The sequence below is a fragment of the Piscinibacter sp. PDB1-1 genome, assembly GCF_056675995.1.
This window is the reverse complement of record NZ_JBWVZJ010000001.1, coordinates 489044-504136: the sequence shown is the minus strand read 5'-3', so window position 1 is coordinate 504136 and position 15093 is coordinate 489044. Positions and strand designations below refer to the sequence as shown.

Below are 15093 nucleotides of genomic sequence, written 5' to 3'. Positions count from 1 at the left end.
ACGCACGCATGCTGCTCTCCGACACTGCGATTCGCCGGCCGGTCTTCGCGACCGTCCTGTCGCTGCTGATCGTTCTCGTGGGGGCGGTGTCGTACATGCGGCTCCAGGTGCGCGAGTACCCGCGCATCGACGAACCCGCGGTCACCGTCAACACACGCCTGATCGGTGCGTCGGCCGAGGTGATCGAGTCGCAGGTCACCAAGCCGCTCGAAGATTCGATTGCCGGCATCGATGGCGTGGACATCCTTACCTCGATCTCGCGCCCGGAGCAAAGCCAGATCACGGTGCGCTTCAAGCTCGAGAAGAACCCCGACGACGCCGCGGCCGACGTGCGTGACCGCGTCTCGCGCGTGCGAGCTCGCCTGCCCGATGCGGTCGACGAGCCCGTGATTGCCAAGGTGGAGGCCGATGCGACACCCACCATCTGGCTCGCGTTCACGAGCGACACGCTCTCGCCGCTGCAGGTGACGGACGTGGTGAACCGCATCGTCAAGCCGCGGCTGCAGACGGTCTCTGGCGTCGCCGATGTCCGCGTCAACGGTGACCGCACATTCGCCATGCGCATCTGGCTCGACCCCGACAAGCTGGCCTCGTACCGGCTGACGGTGCAGGACGTCGAGGAGGCGCTGCGCAAGCAGAACCTGGAGGTGCCTGCCGGCCGCATCGAGAGTCAGCAGCGCGAATTCAGCGTCACGGCCCGCACCGACCTCAACACCGAAGCGCAGTTCGCGGCCGTCGCGCTCAAGACGGTCGACAACTACACGGTACGTCTGCGTGATGTCGCCCGCATAGAACAGGCCGCCGCCAATGAGCGCAGCAGCGTGCGGCTCAATGGCGTGCCTTCAGTGTCGGCCGGCGTGATCCGCCAGGCCACCGCCAACCCGCTGGAGGTGTCTGCCGGGGTGCGCGAGATGATGCCGAGGCTGCAGCAGGATCTGCCGGCCGGTCTGACCGTGCAGGTGGCCAACGACAACTCGGTCTTCATCGATCGCTCGGTGCAGTCGGTGTACCGCACCATCACCGAGGCCGTGGTGCTGGTGGCGCTCGTGGTGTTCGTCTTCTTGCGGCACCTGCGCGCGGCCGTGATCCCGCTCGTCACGATCCCGGTGAGCCTGATCGGCACCTTCGCGATCATGGCCGCCACGGGCTTCACGGTGAACACGCTGACGCTGCTGGCATTGGTGCTGGCCATCGGCCTGGTGGTCGACGATGCCATCGTGGTGCTCGAGAACATCTTCCGCCACGTCGAGGAAGGCATGCCGCCGTTCCAGGCGGCCATCAAGGGCTCGAAGGAGATCGGTTTCGCGGTCGTCGCGATGACGATGACGCTGGCCGCAGTGTTTGCGCCGCTGGCCTTCGCACCGGGCCGCACCGGGCGGCTGTTCACCGAGTTCGCGTTGACGCTGGCCGGGGCGGTGATCGTCTCGGGATTCGTGGCACTCACGCTCACGCCGATGATGTGCAGCAAGCTGCTGCGCCACGAGGCTCGGCCCACGCGGTTCGACGTCTGGATGGAATCCGGCCTCGACCGCCTCACCAATGCGTATGCCGGCGCGTTGCGCTGGACCCTGGCGCACCGCTGGGTGGTGCTGCTGGTGATGGCTGTGGCCGCGGGCGGGAGCTGGTGGCTCTTTCGCACCGCCAAGAGCGAGCTGGCGCCGATGGAGGACCGTGGCGTGATCCTCGCCAACGTGAGTGCCCCCGATGGCGCCACGCTGGAGTACACCGCGCGCTACCTGCGCGCGATCGAGGACATCGGTCGCGAGTACCCCGAGTTCGATCGGGTGTTCGTGGTTGCGGGCAACCCGACTGTCTCGCAAGGCACCTCGTTCCTGCGCACGGTCGATTGGGACGAACGCAAGCGCAGCACGCTCGATCTTGCGCGCGAGTTGCAGCCTCGCCTGTCCGGGCTGCCCGGCGTCAGCACCTTCACGGTCACACCACCGAGCCTGGGGCAGGGCTTTCGTGAGCGGGCGATCAACTACGTGATCGTCACCAATGACAGCTACGAGAACATGTCGAAGGTGTCGCAGCAGATGGTGGCCGAGATGAACCGCCAGGGCAGTTTCGTCCAAGTCGACACCGATCTGAAGCTCAACAAGCCCGAGATCTTGCTGGAGGTCGATCGCGACCGGGCGGCCGACGCCGGCGTGAGCGTCGACCAGGTGGCGCGTACGGTGGAGACCATGCTTGGCGGGCGCGCCGTCACCCGCTACAAGCGCGACGCCGAGCAGTACGACGTGCTGGTGCAGACCGAGATGCGCGGCCGCACGACGCCGGAAGACATCGACAAGCTCTTCGTGCGCGGGCGAGGGGACACGATGGTGCCGCTGTCGTCCCTCGTGAAGGTTCGCGAGTCGGTGAGCCCGCGCGAGTTGAATCACTTCAACCAGCGCAGGTCGGTGTCGATCACAGCCAATCTGGCTCCGGGCTATTCACTGGGCGAGGCGCTGCAATTCATGGACGACACTGCACGCAAGGTGCTCCAGCCGGGCTATGCGACCGAACTGAACGGCGTGTCGCGCGAGTTCAGGTCGTCGAGCGGGGCGCTGGCCCTGGTCTTCGTGCTGGCGCTGTTGTTCATCTTCCTGGTGCTGAGCGCGCAGTTCGAGAGCTTTGTCGACCCGCTCGTGATCATGCTTGCCGTTCCCTTGTCGATGGTGGGTGCGTTGGGCGCGCTGCAACTCGCCGGGGGCACGCTCAATGTCTACTCGCAGATCGGGCTCATCACGTTGGTGGGCCTCATCACCAAGCACGGCATCCTGATCGTGGAGTTCAGCAACCAGCTGCGGCAGCAGGGGCGGCCGCTGCTGGACGCGGTGGTCGAGGCAGCATCGCTGCGCCTGCGCCCCATCCTCATGACCACCGGGGCGATGGTGCTCGGCGCGGTACCCCTGGCCCTTGCTCAGGGGGCGGGGGCAGAGAGCCGCCAACAGATCGGCTGGGTGATCGTGGGAGGCATGTCGCTCGGCACGGTGCTTACGATCTTCGTGGTGCCCACCATCTACACGCTGTTCGCACGCGGTCAGGTGCCGGGTGCGATCGAAACACCTGAAGAACCCGACGCGGGCAGCGATACCGCACACGCCTGAAGGTGTGCGCGCCGCTCAGGCGCGGGCGAGGTCGTCAGGCGTGTTGATGTTGAGGAAGGCGGCGCTGTCGTCGAAGGTCACTTCGACGCGGCGCTCGCTGCCCGTCCAGCGCTCGATCTTGCGCTGGCCAGAGTGCAGATAGCGCTCCAGGCTCGCGAGCAACTCTCGCTTCATCAAGCAGAAGGCCGGCTCCAGGCCTGCGGGCGTGCGCGCGATGGCGAGATCCGCATCGGCCGCGTTCAGGCCATGGGCCAGTCGTGCGGCCAGGTCGACCGGGAAGTGCGGGCAGTCGCACGGCACGCTCAGGAGGTAGGGCGTCTGGCAGTGGCGCAAGCCCGTCACGAAGCCCGCCAGCGGTCCGGCGAAGCTGCCGGGCGCGTCCTCATCGGGCCACACGTCGGCGTTCAAGCGCCGGTACTGGTCCAGATGCCGATTGGCGCTGATGATGATCTGGCCCACCTGGGGCTGCAGGCGCTGGAGTGCTCGCTGCGCCAGCGGCTGGCCTTCGAACACCTGCAGGCCCTTGTCGATGCCACCCAGGCGGGTGCCTTGGCCACCGGCGAGGATCAGTCCGGTGATGCCCTGGGCCTCAACCACCGATGTAGTGCATCTCGACGCGGCGCTCGCCCGGGGCGGCGGGATCGGGGCTCTCGCTGCGCAACTCGGAGTAGCGGTCGCCTCGCCCCTGCCAGATCAGGCCGATGGCGCTTGCGATCTGCTCGTCACTGAAGTCGCCCCGAAGGAGTGCCCGCAGGTCATGCCCTTGGCTCGCGAAGAGGCACAGGAATAGCTTGCCCTCGGTGGAAAGCCGCGCGCGGTTGCAGTCACGGCAAAAGGCCTGCGTGACGCTGGAGATCACGCCCAACTCGCCGCCGCCATCGGCATAGCGCCAGCGCTCGGCGGTTTCGCCCGCCTGGTTGGCACCGATGGCCTGCAAGGGGAAGTAGGAGTTCAGTCGTGCCAGCACGTCGGCCGAGGGCAGCACCTGGTCCATGCGCCAGCCATTGGTGGCGCCCACATCCATGTACTCGATGAAGCGCAGCACGACCTGGCCGCCATGGTGCTCGCGGAAGTAACGCGCCATCGGCACGATCTCGTGGTCGTTGACGCCGCGCTGCACCACCATGTTGACCTTGATCGGGCCCAGGCCCACGCGCTGCGCCGCCTCGATGCCTGCGAGCACGTCGGCGACCGGGAAATCGGCGTCGTTCATGCGGCGAAAGGTGGCGTCGTCCAGCGCATCGAGGCTGACCGTGACGCGCTTCAGGCCGGCGTCTTTCAGCGCCTGCGCCTTGCGGGCCAGCAGCGATCCATTGGTGGTGAGCGTGAGATCAAGCACCTGCCCATCTGCGGTGCGCAGCTGGCTCAGCATCTCGATCAGCACCTCGATGTGCTTGCGAAGCAGCGGCTCGCCGCCGGTCAGGCGGATCTTCTGCACGCCGTGCAAGGCAAACAGCCGGGCCGCGCGCGTGATCTCTTCGAAGCTCAACAGCGATTGCTGGGGCAGGAAAGCATAGTGCTTGTCGAAGACTTCCTTGGGCATGCAGTAGCCGCAGCGGAAGTTGCAGCGGTCGGTCACCGAGATGCGCAGATCGCGCAGCGGCCGCCCCAGCCGGTCGGAAAGCAGGCCCGTGCCGGGGATGGCCTGGGCCGGGATGTGCGGCACGGCCGCTGCATAACGGTGGTCCGCGAGAGGAATGACTTTCTCGGTCATCGGCTCATTGTGCCCCTGTGGGGGCGGCCTCTGCCGCTCAGGGCGGAATGTCGCCAGGGAAGCCGGTGCCGATGGCGGCCTGCGGCGTAGCAGGCATGGATGCGTTCGCCGGCGAGAGGCTGGGCCCAGCCGGCTTGGCCGTCAGGGTAGCCACCGGGCTCGCCGAGTCGGGCCGCCGTGCGCCGGTGAACCGCTTGGCCCAGTAGCGAACGTCCAGGCTTTCGACGCGCACCTCGCCACCGGGGCGGGGCGCGTGAATGAACTTGTCGCCGCCGATGTAGATGCCCACGTGCGAGAAAGTGCGCTTGAGCGTGTTGAAAAACACCAGGTCACCCGGCCGCAGCTCGGTGCGCTGGACAGGCGCCAACCCGGCGGCTTTGGCCTGCTCGTCCACCTTGCGTGGCAGCAGCAGGCCCAGGCTGCTTTCGTAGATGTGGCGCGTGAACCCGCTGCAGTCGAACCCCGCGTCGGTGTTGCCGCCGCGCTTGTAGGGCACCCCGAGGAAGTTCATGGCAGAAACCACCAGATCGGACGTGGCGTCTCGCACCTGGTTGACGCCCTTGTCGGCGAGCAATTGCGCGATCGGGTCGCCTGAGTCGGGGGCCGCCTGCACCCACGCGGCAGGCAGGCCGAGAGCCAGCGCCACCAGCACCGTGCGAACCGAAACGGGGGTCACGCCAAACATGGGCGAAAGAATAGATGCCGCCTGTTCTGCAGTCAATTAAAAAGTTAACGCTGGCGCCAACTTGGGTGCGATTCTTAATGTTTTCCCCAGGGTGGGCGGGGCGGCAGGGACAGTTTGGCGCAAGATTCACGGCCTAAGCTGCGCCGACACTCAAAACGCCAGGGGGAGACAATCCATGACGACCTACGCGGAGTTCCACGCCCGCTCGCTGCGCGATCCCGAGAGTTTCTGGGCCGAACAGGCCGGGTTGATCGATTGGCAGCAGCCCTTCCATGAGGTGTGCGACTACAGCAACCCCCCGTTTGCCCGCTGGTTCGTCGGTGGTCGCACCAACCTGTGCCATAACGCTGTCGATCGGCATCTGGCCTCGCGTGCCGACCAGAATGCACTGATCTGGGTGTCGACCGAAGTCGGGCAAGAGCGCACCTTCACCTACCGCGAGCTGCATCAGGAGGTCCAGCGGATGGCCGCCATCCTGCTCGCGCTCGGCGTGGGCAAGGGCGATCGCGTGCTCATCTACATGCCCATGATCCCGGAGGCCACATTCGCCATGCTGGCTTGCGCCCGCATCGGGGCGATCCACTGCGTGGTGTTTGGCGGCTTTGCGAGTGGCAGCCTTGCCAGCCGCATCGACGATGCCGCGCCCACGATCGTGGTGAGCGCCGATGCCGGCAGCCGCAACGGCAAGGTCATCGAGTACAAGCCTTTGCTCGACGAGGCGCTGCGCTTGTCCAGCCACAAGCCGGCCCATGTTCTGCTGATAGACCGGGGCCTGGCGCCCATGCCGCTGGAGGACGGGCGGGACCAGCTTTACGCACCGTTGCGCGAGCGGCACCTCAAGGCGCATGTGCCCTGCACGTGGGTCGATGCCACCCACCCGAGCTACACGCTTTACACGAGCGGCACCACCGGCAAGCCGAAGGGTGTGCAGCGAGACACCGGTGGCTACGCCGTGGCGCTGGCGGCGAGCATGAAGCACATCTTCCAGGGTCAGGCGGGCGAGACGTTTTTCTGCGCGAGCGACATCGGGTGGGTCGTCGGCCACAGCTACATCGTCTACGGTCCCTTGATCGCCGGCATGGCCACGCTGATGTACGAAGGCCTGCCCATGCGCCCGGATGCCGGCATCTGGTGGAGCCTGATCGAAAAGTACAAGGTGAGCCTCATGTTCACCGCGCCGACCGCAGTTCGCATCTTGAAAAAGCACGATGCGGCGTACCTGACCAAGCACGACCTGTCGTCGCTGCGGACTCTCTTCCTTGCGGGTGAACCGCTCGATGAGCCCACCGCCCAGTGGATCTCGCGCGGCCTGGGCAAGCCGGTGGTCGACAACTACTGGCAGACCGAAACGGGGTGGCCCATCCTCACCATCGCCGACGGCGTGGAGCGCGCGCCCAGCCGCTACGGGAGTCCGGGCTTCGCGATGTACGGCTATGACGTGAAGCTCATCGACGACGCCACCGGGAAGGAGATCACCGGCCCCAACGAGAAGGGCGTGGTCGTGATCGAAGGGCCGCTGCCCCCAGGCTGCATGCAGACGGTGTGGGGTGACGACCAGCGGTTCGTCAACACCTACTGGAAGACCATCCCTGGCCGCCTGGTCTACAGCACCTTCGACTGGGGCGTGCGCGACGCCGATGGCTACTACTTCATCCTGGGCCGCACCGATGACGTCATCAACGTGGCCGGGCACCGTCTCGGCACGCGCGAGATCGAGGAAAGCATCTCCAGCCACCCGGCCGTGGCCGAGGTCGCCGTGGTTGGCCTGGCCGACTCGCTGAAAGGCCAGGTGGCAATGGCCTTCGTGGTGCTGAGAGACGCGAGCGCCGTGGGCGACGAGGCGAGCCGACTGCAGCTTGAGGGCGACATCATGAAGACCGTCGACCAGCAACTCGGTGCGCTTGCGCGGCCTTCACGCGTGAGATTCGTGAGCCTGCTGCCCAAGACGCGCTCGGGAAAGCTGCTCCGCCGCGCCATCCAGGCGGTGTGCGAGCAGCGCGACCCGGGCGACCTGACAACGATCGAAGACCCGGCCGCGCTGCAGCAGATCCGCGATCAGCTCGACGTGGCCTGAGAGGCCACGCGCCTCGGTGCCGCCGTGGCGGCGACGGCCTGCGCATGCAGCGTGAACACGACGGGCCGCGGCGCGAACACCTCGGCCCACTCGATGCCGTTGTTTCGCGGCAGGCACACGACGACGTGCCCGCCTTCGTCGGCGCGCTTCTTCGCCAGGGCGATGGCAGCCGGTGTGTGCCCGGCGCGGTAGTTGTCGAACACCGTCACGCCGATGCAGTTCGGGAACAGGGCCGCGCCGTCGAACCGACCCACCGGCACCGTGATGACGATGGTGCCCCGCTTGCCGCCACTGGCGTTCCAGAGCCGTTCGCGCCGCCGGATGGGGTCGCCGGTCAGGTCAACCCGGAACTTGCCACGGTCCGGAACCAGGATGTCGGCAGCCCGCTTCCAGATCGGGCCGTCCTTGACGATGCCGTAGGCCCAGCAGCCATCGGCCATCGCGAGCAGCGGCCTCAGCACGGTTTCATGGATGGCGTGCCGAGCGTCAAGCCCGCCCTCCCGCTTCTCATCTGGCGTCAGCAGCTTGATGGTGAAGTTGGAAGAGCGCTCGATCAGTTCGCGGTCGGTGAGGTCCATGCGCAGGGCGACGCACCTCTCAGAGCACCTCGGATGCGAAGTCCGCGAGCCGTGAACGCTCGCCGCGGGCCAAGGTGACGTGCCCCGAGTGCGGCCAGCCCTTGAAGCGGTCGACCGCATAGGTCAGGCCCGAACTGCCTTCGGTGAGGTAGGGCGTGTCGATCTGCGCCAGGTTGCCGAGGCAGACGATCTTGGTGCCCGGGCCAGCGCGCGTGATCAGTGTCTTCATTTGCTTGGGCGTGAGGTTCTGCGCCTCGTCGATGATCACGAACTTGTTCAGGAAGGTGCGCCCGCGCATGAAGTTAAGGCTCTTGATCTTGATCTTGCTGCGCACCAGGTCGTTGGTCGCCGCACGTCCCCATTCGCCGGCGCCGCCATCGGTCTTGGAGAGCACTTCGAGGTTGTCGTCGAGTGCGCCCATCCAGGGGCCCATCTTCTCTTCTTCCGTACCTGGCAAGAAGCCGATGTCTTCGCCGACTGGCACGGTCACGCGCGTCACGATGATCTCGGTGTAGCGACGGTCGTCCATCACCTGCGAGAGGCCGGCCGCCAGCGTCATCAGCGTCTTGCCGGTGCCGGCGGTGCCGGTGAGGGTGATGAAGTCGACCTCCGGGTCCATCAGCAGATTGAGCGCGAAGTTCTGTTCACGGTTGCGCGCCGTCACGCCCCAGACCGAGTGCTTCTGATGGGTGTACTCGCGCAGCGTGCGCAGCACGGCGGTCTTGCCGGTGATCTCGGTGACCTTTCCGTATAACGGCGCGGCGCCAGGCGCCTCGAGGTAGACGAACTGGTTGATCATCAGCGAGGGCACGAGCGGCCCGCTGATGCGGTAGTAGGTGAGCCCGCCCTGGTTCCAGCTCTCCATCGTCTTGCCGTGCTGCTCCCAGAAATCCGAAGGCAGTGTCAGCACGCCGGTGTAGAGCAGGTCGCCGTCGTCAAGCGTCTTGTCGTTGAAGTAGTCCTCGGCGGGCAGTCCCAGGGCGCGCGCCTTGATGCGCATGTTGATGTCTTTCGACACCAGCACCACATCGCGCTTGGGATTCTGGTCGCGAAGGGCCTGAACCACGCCAAGAATCTGGTTGTCCGCCTTGCCCTGCGGCAGGCCCGCGGGCAGGCTGATGTTGACGAGCGTGGTCTGGAAGAACAACTTGCCGCCGGCGTCCTTGTGGCCCGTGTAGTTCAGCGGCAGGCCATCGGCCATGTCGGCCGATTCGCGGTCGGACAGGCTCGCCGCCAGGGCATCCAGATCGCGGCTCACCTGGCGCGCGTTGCGGGCGACTTCCGACATCCCCTTCTTGTGGTTGTCGAGCTCCTCGAGCGTGATCATGGGCAGATACACGTCGTGCTCTTCGAAGCGGAAGAGGCTCATCGGGTCGTGCATGAGCACGTTGGTATCCAACACGAAGAGCTTGGCCGGGCCGTCGCCGCGCGGCTTGCGGCGTCGCGGTTCGGGGGCGGGTGGGCGGGCGGGTGCCCTGGTTTGGATTGGTATTGACTTGGCGGCGAGTGGCGCGGCTTCGCGCGGGGGCTCCAGCAGATCCAGTACGGCCGGGCCGGCGGGCTCGGACGCGGCGTTTTTTTGCGTTCTTTTGCCCGGTTTTGGGGCGGCCTGTGATTCGAAATCGGCGGGGGTGAGGAGGGCGGCTCGTTTGACAGGCGGCTTAGGCAGTGGCATGGGCTGTGTTCAGGTGGGCTGCGGAAACAAAAAAGCCGCACAGTCGCCTGTGCGGCTTGGTCTTTAGTGTGCGGGAGTCACAACTCACGGGCATGAAACCATTATGCACATGTGAGGTGTCGACTCAACCGCCATGAATCGAGCGTGGTTGAAAAACAAAAAAGGCCGCATCAGCGGCCTTTTGTTGAGTGCGCCCAACGGACGGCGCTGAGTGCAAATCAAATCAGACTCAGGCAGCAGCCTTCTTGAGCGACTTGACCTCTTTGAGCACTTCGTCCACATGCCCGGCCACCTTGATTCCACGCCACTCGGCACGAAGCACGCCCGCCGCGTCGATCAGGAAGGTGCTGCGTTCAATGCCCTTGACCTTCTTGCCGTACATGATCTTGTTCTTCACGACGCCGAACATGTGGCAGAGCTTTTCTTCGGTGTCGGCGATCAGCTCGTAGGGCAGTTCGAGGTTTTGCTTGAACTTGTCGTGCGAAGCCATGTTGTCGCGCGACACGCCGAAGACGACGGCGCCAGCCTTCAGGAAGTCCTTGTGGCGATCGCGGAACTGCATGGCTTCGGTGGTGCAGCCAGGGGTATTGTCCTTGGGGTAGAAGTACAGAACGACCGTTTGCCCGGCGAAAGCCTGCGGCGTGAACTTCACGCCACCGGTTGCGAGCGCTTCAAATTCCGGGAGGGGTTTATTGAGAGCTGGCGTCATGAAGAAATCTGGAGTTGCGCCCCGACAGGCGTAGCCCGTCATTATAAGGCCAGAGGTGGCCCCGGTTCGGCTCGGCAAGGCACGGAAATTGGGGGGCGACGGGTCAGCCCAGAAGCAGCGCAGCGACCACGCGGCGGCTCTCGCCAGCCAGCACGTTGTAGGTGCGGCAGGCGGCACCCGTGTCCATGGTCTCGACGCCGATGCGGCGGGCCATCAGGCCTCGCATGAGTGCGGGCGGCGGAAAGCGCAGCCGAGCCCCACTGCCGAAAATGATCAGCTCCGGGCTGAGCTCTCCGAGGCGGTCGAAATCTTCGGCCGTGAGGGCTTCGAAACCGGCTTCGCCCCAAGCAGCCACCTGACCCACCCAGGGGACGACGATGCCGCTCCGGTAGCTCACGCCGTTGACCGAAACCGTGTCCGTCAGGATCCCGGAAATGACGTTCACACCTTCGATGCGATCAGGTTGCAGCTTCAATTCACGGGCTCGCGAAAATGGATGGCCGCCACAGAGTGTGGCGGGTAGGGTGATCGTTGATAATTCTAGGCTTTGCGCCGTTCAGGAGACCTCGTTGAAGCCCATCGTCAAGTCCGGCAAATTGGCCAGCGTGGCCTACGACATCCGCGGCCCGGTGCTGGAGAAGGCGCGGGCGATGGAAGAAGAGGGCCACAAGATCATCAAGCTGAACATCGGCAACGTGGCCGCGTTCGGCCTGGAGCCGCCCGACGAGATCGTGCAGGACATGATCCGCAACCTGCCGTCGCAGGTGGCCGCGGGCTACACCGACAGCAAGGGCTTGTTCGCGCCGCGCAAGGCGGTCGTGCACTACACGCAGGAAAAGCGTATTGCCGGTGTGAAGGTCGACGACGTGTACCTCGGCAACGGGGCCTCCGAGTTGATCGCGATGAGCCTGAACGCGCTGCTCAACAACGGTGACGAGGTGCTGATTCCGGCGCCCGACTACCCGCTGTGGACGGCCGTGACCGGGCTGTCCGGCGGCACACCTGTGCACTACATGTGCGACGAGCAGGCCGACTGGATGCCCGACGTGGCGGACATTCGCAAGAAGATCACGCCCAATACGCGCGCCATCGTCGTCATCAACCCAAACAACCCGACCGGCACGCTGTACCCCGAAAGCGTGCTGCTCGACATCATCGAAGTGGCGCGCCAGCACCAGCTGATCGTGCTGGTCGACGAGATCTACGACAAGACCTTGTACGACGGCCACACCCACACCAGCATGGCCTCGCTGGCCGACGACGTGTTGTTCGTGACGTTCAACGGCCTGTCGAAGAACTACCGTGCCTGCGGCTACCGCGCGGGCTGGATGGTGGTGTCAGGCGAGAAGCGTCACGCCAAGGACTACATCGAAGGCCTGAACATGCTGGCGTCGCTGCGCCTGTGCGCCAACACGCCAGGGCAGCTCGCGATCCAGACCGCGCTCGGCGGTTACCAGAGCATCAAGGATCTGGTTGCGCCCACCGGCCGCTTGGGCCGCCAGCGCGACCTTGCCTACAAGTTGCTGACCGATATTCCTGGCGTGACGTGTGTCAAGCCGAAGGCTGCTCTGTACATGTTCCCGAGGCTCGACCCGAAGATGTACCCGATCAGCGACGATCAGCAGTTCGCGTATGAACTGCTGGCCGAGGAGAAGGTGCTCATCGTGCAGGGCACCGGGTTCAACTGGGCGCAGCCCGATCACTTCCGAGTGGTCTTCCTGCCCAATAGCGACGACCTCACCGATGCGATCGGACGCATCGCGCGCTTCCTTCATCAATACGCCAAGCGTCACCACTGACCCCCACCGCAAGAGCGACAAGAGCGAACGATATGAAACCCATCCAAGTCGGCCTTCTGGGCATCGGTACCGTCGGCAGCGGCACGTTCAACGTGCTTCAGCGCAATCAGGAAGAGATCCGCCGCCGCGCGGGCCGCGGCATTCAGATCACGATGGTGGCCGATCTCGACACCGCCCGTGCCAAGGCGGTCGTGGGCGATGCCGCCAAGGTGGTGAGCGACGCGAGGGAGGTCATTGCCAACCCCGAGATCGACATCGTGATCGAGCTGATCGGTGGCTACGGCATCGCCAAGGTCCTGGTGATGGAAGCCATCGCTGCGGGCAAGCATGTGGTCACGGCCAACAAGGCGCTGCTCGCCGTGCATGGCACCGAGATCTTCGCGGCCGCGCACGAGAAGGGCGTGATCGTTGCCTTCGAGGCAGCTGTCGCGGGTGGCATCCCGATCATCAAGGCGCTGCGTGAAGGCCTCACGGCCAACCGCATCGAGTGGATCGCCGGCATCATCAATGGCACCACCAACTTCATCCTGTCGGAGATGCGGGCCAAGGGCCTTGACTTCGATGTGGTGCTGAAGGAGGCGCAGCGTCTCGGCTACGCCGAGGCCGACCCGACCTTCGACATCGAAGGCGTGGACGCGGCCCACAAGGTCACGATCATGGGCGCCATTGCGTTCGGCATCCCGGTGCAGTTCGACAAGGCCCATGTCGAAGGCATCACGAAGCTGCAGGCCGCCGACATCACCTACGCCGAGCAGCTCGGCTATCGCATCAAGCTGCTGGGCATCACCAAGCGGCGCGACGACAAGGGCGGCATCGAGCTGCGCGTCCACCCCACGCTCGTTCCGAGCAAGCGCCTCATCGCCAACGTCGAAGGCGCGATGAATGCCGTGGTCGTGCAAAGCGATGCCGTCGGCACGACCCTGTATTACGGCAAGGGCGCTGGCGCCGAGCCCACCGCGTCGGCCGTGATTGCCGACCTGGTCGATATCACGCGCCTGCACACCGCCGACCCCGATCACCGCGTGCCGCACCTGGCATTCCAGCCCAAGGAGCTGTCGAGCACGCCGATCCTCGGCATGGACGAAGTCATCACCTCGTTCTACCTGCGCCTGCAGGTGGCTGACCAGGCAGGGGTGCTCGCGCGCATCACCGGCATCCTGGCCGAACACAACATCTCGATCGATGCATTGCTCCAGCGTGAGTCGGCCGAGGGTGAGGCGCAGACGGATGTGATCATCCTCACGCACGACACCGTCGAAGGCGAGATGAACAAGGCCATCGCGCAGATGCAGGCGCTGCCCACCGTGCTGGCGCCAATCGTTCGAATTCGCAAAGAAGAGCTGAACTGAACCAGGCGACCATGAAGTACTTCAGCACCCGGGGCGACAAGACCCCCCGCGGCTTCTCCGACATCTTGCTTGAGGGCCTGGCGCCCGACGGCGGCCTCTACCTGCCCACGCACTATCCGATCGTCACACGCTCGATGCTGGCGCAGTGGCGAGCGCTGCCGTACCACGAGCTGGCGTTCGAGATCCTCTCGCTGTACATAGACGACATCCCCGAGGCCGATCTGCGCCGCATCGTCGAGAAGACGTACACGCCCGAGGTCTTCGGCACCCCGGAGATCACGCCGCTCAAGCCCGTGCAGCCGGGGCTCTTTCTCGAAGCGCTCTCCAACGGTCCGACGCTCGCCTTCAAGGACATGGCGATGCAGTTGCTGGGCAACCTGTTCGAGTACGAACTCGGCCGACGTGGCGAGACGCTCAACATCCTGGGCGCGACCTCCGGTGACACGGGCAGCGCGGCCGAGTACGCGATGCGGGGCAAGAAGGGCGTCAACGTGTTCATGCTGTCGCCGAACGGCCGAATGAGCCCCTTTCAGCAGGCGCAGATGTTCAGCCTGCAAGACGCCAACATCCACAACATCGCCATCGAAGGCGTGTTCGATGATTGCCAGGACATCGTCAAGGCCACGTCGAACGACCTGGAGTTCAAGCGCCGCTACAAGATCGGAACGGTGAACTCCATCAACTGGGCGCGGCTGCTGGCCCAGGTGGTGTACTACTTCGCGGGGTACTTCCAGGCGACGGCGAGCGACGAGGAGCGCGTGAGTTTTGCCGTGCCTTCGGGCAACTTCGGCAACATCTGCGCGGGGCACGTGGCGCGCATGATGGGCCTGCCGATCAAGCGGCTGGTGCTTGCCACCAACGAGAACCGCGTGCTCGACGAGTTCTTCCGTACTGGCACGTACCGCCCGCGCGCGAGTGCAGAGACGTACGAGACGTCGAGCCCGTCGATGGACATCTCCAAGGCCAGCAATTTCGAGCGCTTCGTGTTCGACCTGCTCGGCCGGGATGGCGATCGCACCCGCGAGATGTTCAAGACGCAACTCGAGCAGCGGGGCCACTTCCAGCTTGACCCCGCCGAGTTCGAGCGCATCTCGGTGTACGGCTTCCTCTCTGGCCACAGCACGCACGCCGATCGCGTGGCCACGATCCGCCAGACCTACAACGAGCATGGCCTGATGATCGACACCCACACGGCGGATGGCGTGAAGGTGGCCCGCGAGTACCTCGAGGCCAGCGTGCCGATGATCGTGCTCGAGACCGCGCTGCCGGCCAAGTTTGCAGAGACGATCGTGGAGGCGCTGGGCCGCGAACCCGATCGCCCGGCGGCGCTTCAAGGCATCGAGAGCCTGCCCAAGCGGTTCGAGGTGATGCAGGCCGATGCGGAAGCGGTCAAGGCCTACATCGCGGCGCACGCGTAA

General features: G+C 65.3%; 12 protein-coding genes. 5 read left to right on the top strand and 7 right to left on the bottom strand.

What is annotated here, in order from left to right; translation table 11 throughout:
• Positions 1-8 precede the first annotated feature (8 nt).
• The gene (locus AC1KAR_RS02285) at positions 9-3092 is read left to right on the top strand and encodes an efflux RND transporter permease subunit (RefSeq protein WP_480314298.1); all 3084 of its coding nucleotides are present in this window, start codon (positions 9-11) and stop codon (positions 3090-3092) included.
• Between the two features lie 15 nt (positions 3093-3107).
• Here AC1KAR_RS02285 and mobA read toward each other — a convergent pair whose 3' ends face one another.
• The 3 genes from mobA to AC1KAR_RS02270 are packed head-to-tail and all read right to left on the bottom strand — an operon-like array spanning position 3108 to position 5491.
• Positions 3108-3689 (bottom strand): molybdenum cofactor guanylyltransferase MobA, encoded by a 582-nt coding sequence (mobA, locus tag AC1KAR_RS02280; RefSeq protein WP_480314296.1) that lies wholly within the window; start codon positions 3687-3689, stop codon positions 3108-3110.
• Positions 3682-4806, bottom strand: coding sequence for a GTP 3',8-cyclase MoaA (gene moaA / locus AC1KAR_RS02275; RefSeq protein ID WP_480314294.1), 1125 nt, complete (start codon positions 4804-4806; stop codon positions 3682-3684). Before moaA ends, mobA begins: the two co-directional genes overlap by 8 nt.
• Positions 4807-4843: 37 nt before the next feature.
• Positions 4844-5491, bottom strand: coding sequence for a C40 family peptidase (locus tag AC1KAR_RS02270; protein ID WP_480314292.1), 648 nt, complete (start codon positions 5489-5491; stop codon positions 4844-4846).
• 175 nt (positions 5492-5666) lie between these two features.
• Here AC1KAR_RS02270 and AC1KAR_RS02265 point away from each other — a divergent pair, with 175 nt between their 5' ends.
• Positions 5667-7565 (top strand): propionate--CoA ligase, encoded by a 1899-nt coding sequence (locus tag AC1KAR_RS02265; protein WP_480314290.1) that lies wholly within the window; start codon positions 5667-5669, stop codon positions 7563-7565.
• On the opposite strand, the gene AC1KAR_RS02260 is transcribed toward AC1KAR_RS02265, so the two are convergent.
• From AC1KAR_RS02260 to AC1KAR_RS02245, 4 genes are all read right to left on the bottom strand, one after another.
• The gene (locus tag AC1KAR_RS02260; protein ID WP_480314288.1) at positions 7547-8143 is read right to left on the bottom strand and encodes a hypothetical protein; all 597 of its coding nucleotides are present in this window, start codon (positions 8141-8143) and stop codon (positions 7547-7549) included. The genes AC1KAR_RS02265 and AC1KAR_RS02260 overlap by 19 nt on opposite strands.
• Before the next feature lie 19 nt (positions 8144-8162).
• Positions 8163-9818, bottom strand: a complete 1656-nt coding sequence (locus AC1KAR_RS02255; RefSeq protein ID WP_480314286.1) for a PhoH family protein — start codon at positions 9816-9818, stop codon at positions 8163-8165.
• Positions 9819-10047: 229 nt separating this feature from the next.
• Complete coding sequence (locus AC1KAR_RS02250) at positions 10048-10527, bottom strand: peroxiredoxin (RefSeq protein ID WP_480314284.1); 480 nt, start codon at positions 10525-10527, stop codon at positions 10048-10050.
• Positions 10528-10630: 103 nt separating this feature from the next.
• A complete protein-coding gene (locus tag AC1KAR_RS02245) occupies positions 10631-11002 on the bottom strand; it encodes an Mth938-like domain-containing protein (protein ID WP_480314282.1) in 372 nt (123 codons plus the stop codon).
• A gap of 94 nt (positions 11003-11096) precedes the next feature.
• Here AC1KAR_RS02245 and AC1KAR_RS02240 point away from each other — a divergent pair, with 94 nt between their 5' ends.
• The 3 genes from AC1KAR_RS02240 to thrC are packed head-to-tail and all read left to right on the top strand — an operon-like array spanning position 11097 to position 15093.
• Complete coding sequence (locus AC1KAR_RS02240) at positions 11097-12326, top strand: pyridoxal phosphate-dependent aminotransferase (RefSeq protein ID WP_480314280.1); 1230 nt, start codon at positions 11097-11099, stop codon at positions 12324-12326.
• A 32-nt stretch (positions 12327-12358) separates the two neighbouring features.
• Positions 12359-13675 (top strand): homoserine dehydrogenase, encoded by a 1317-nt coding sequence (locus AC1KAR_RS02235; protein ID WP_480314278.1) that lies wholly within the window; start codon positions 12359-12361, stop codon positions 13673-13675.
• A gap of 11 nt (positions 13676-13686) precedes the next feature.
• On the top strand, positions 13687-15093 hold the full coding sequence (thrC, locus tag AC1KAR_RS02230) for a threonine synthase (protein ID WP_480314276.1): 1407 nt from the start codon (positions 13687-13689) through the stop codon (positions 15091-15093).

Excerpts from the sequence above, each read along its gene's own strand:
- AC1KAR_RS02260 (WP_480314288.1), bottom strand. The coding sequence starts at position 8,143 with ATGGACCTCACCGACCGCGAACTGATCGAGCGCTCTTCCAACTTCACC.
- AC1KAR_RS02255 (WP_480314286.1), bottom strand. The coding sequence starts at position 9,818 with ATGCCACTGCCTAAGCCGCCTGTCAAACGAGCCGCCCTCCTCACCCCC.
- AC1KAR_RS02285 (WP_480314298.1), top strand. The coding sequence starts at position 9 with ATGCTGCTCTCCGACACTGCGATTCGCCGGCCGGTCTTCGCGACCGTC.
- moaA (WP_480314294.1), bottom strand. The coding sequence starts at position 4,806 with ATGACCGAGAAAGTCATTCCTCTCGCGGACCACCGTTATGCAGCGGCC.
- AC1KAR_RS02270 (WP_480314292.1), bottom strand. The coding sequence starts at position 5,491 with ATGTTTGGCGTGACCCCCGTTTCGGTTCGCACGGTGCTGGTGGCGCTG.
- AC1KAR_RS02265 (WP_480314290.1), top strand. The coding sequence starts at position 5,667 with ATGACGACCTACGCGGAGTTCCACGCCCGCTCGCTGCGCGATCCCGAG.
- AC1KAR_RS02235 (WP_480314278.1), top strand. The coding sequence starts at position 12,359 with ATGAAACCCATCCAAGTCGGCCTTCTGGGCATCGGTACCGTCGGCAGC.
- thrC (WP_480314276.1), top strand. The coding sequence starts at position 13,687 with ATGAAGTACTTCAGCACCCGGGGCGACAAGACCCCCCGCGGCTTCTCC.
- AC1KAR_RS02250 (WP_480314284.1), bottom strand. The coding sequence starts at position 10,527 with ATGACGCCAGCTCTCAATAAACCCCTCCCGGAATTTGAAGCGCTCGCA.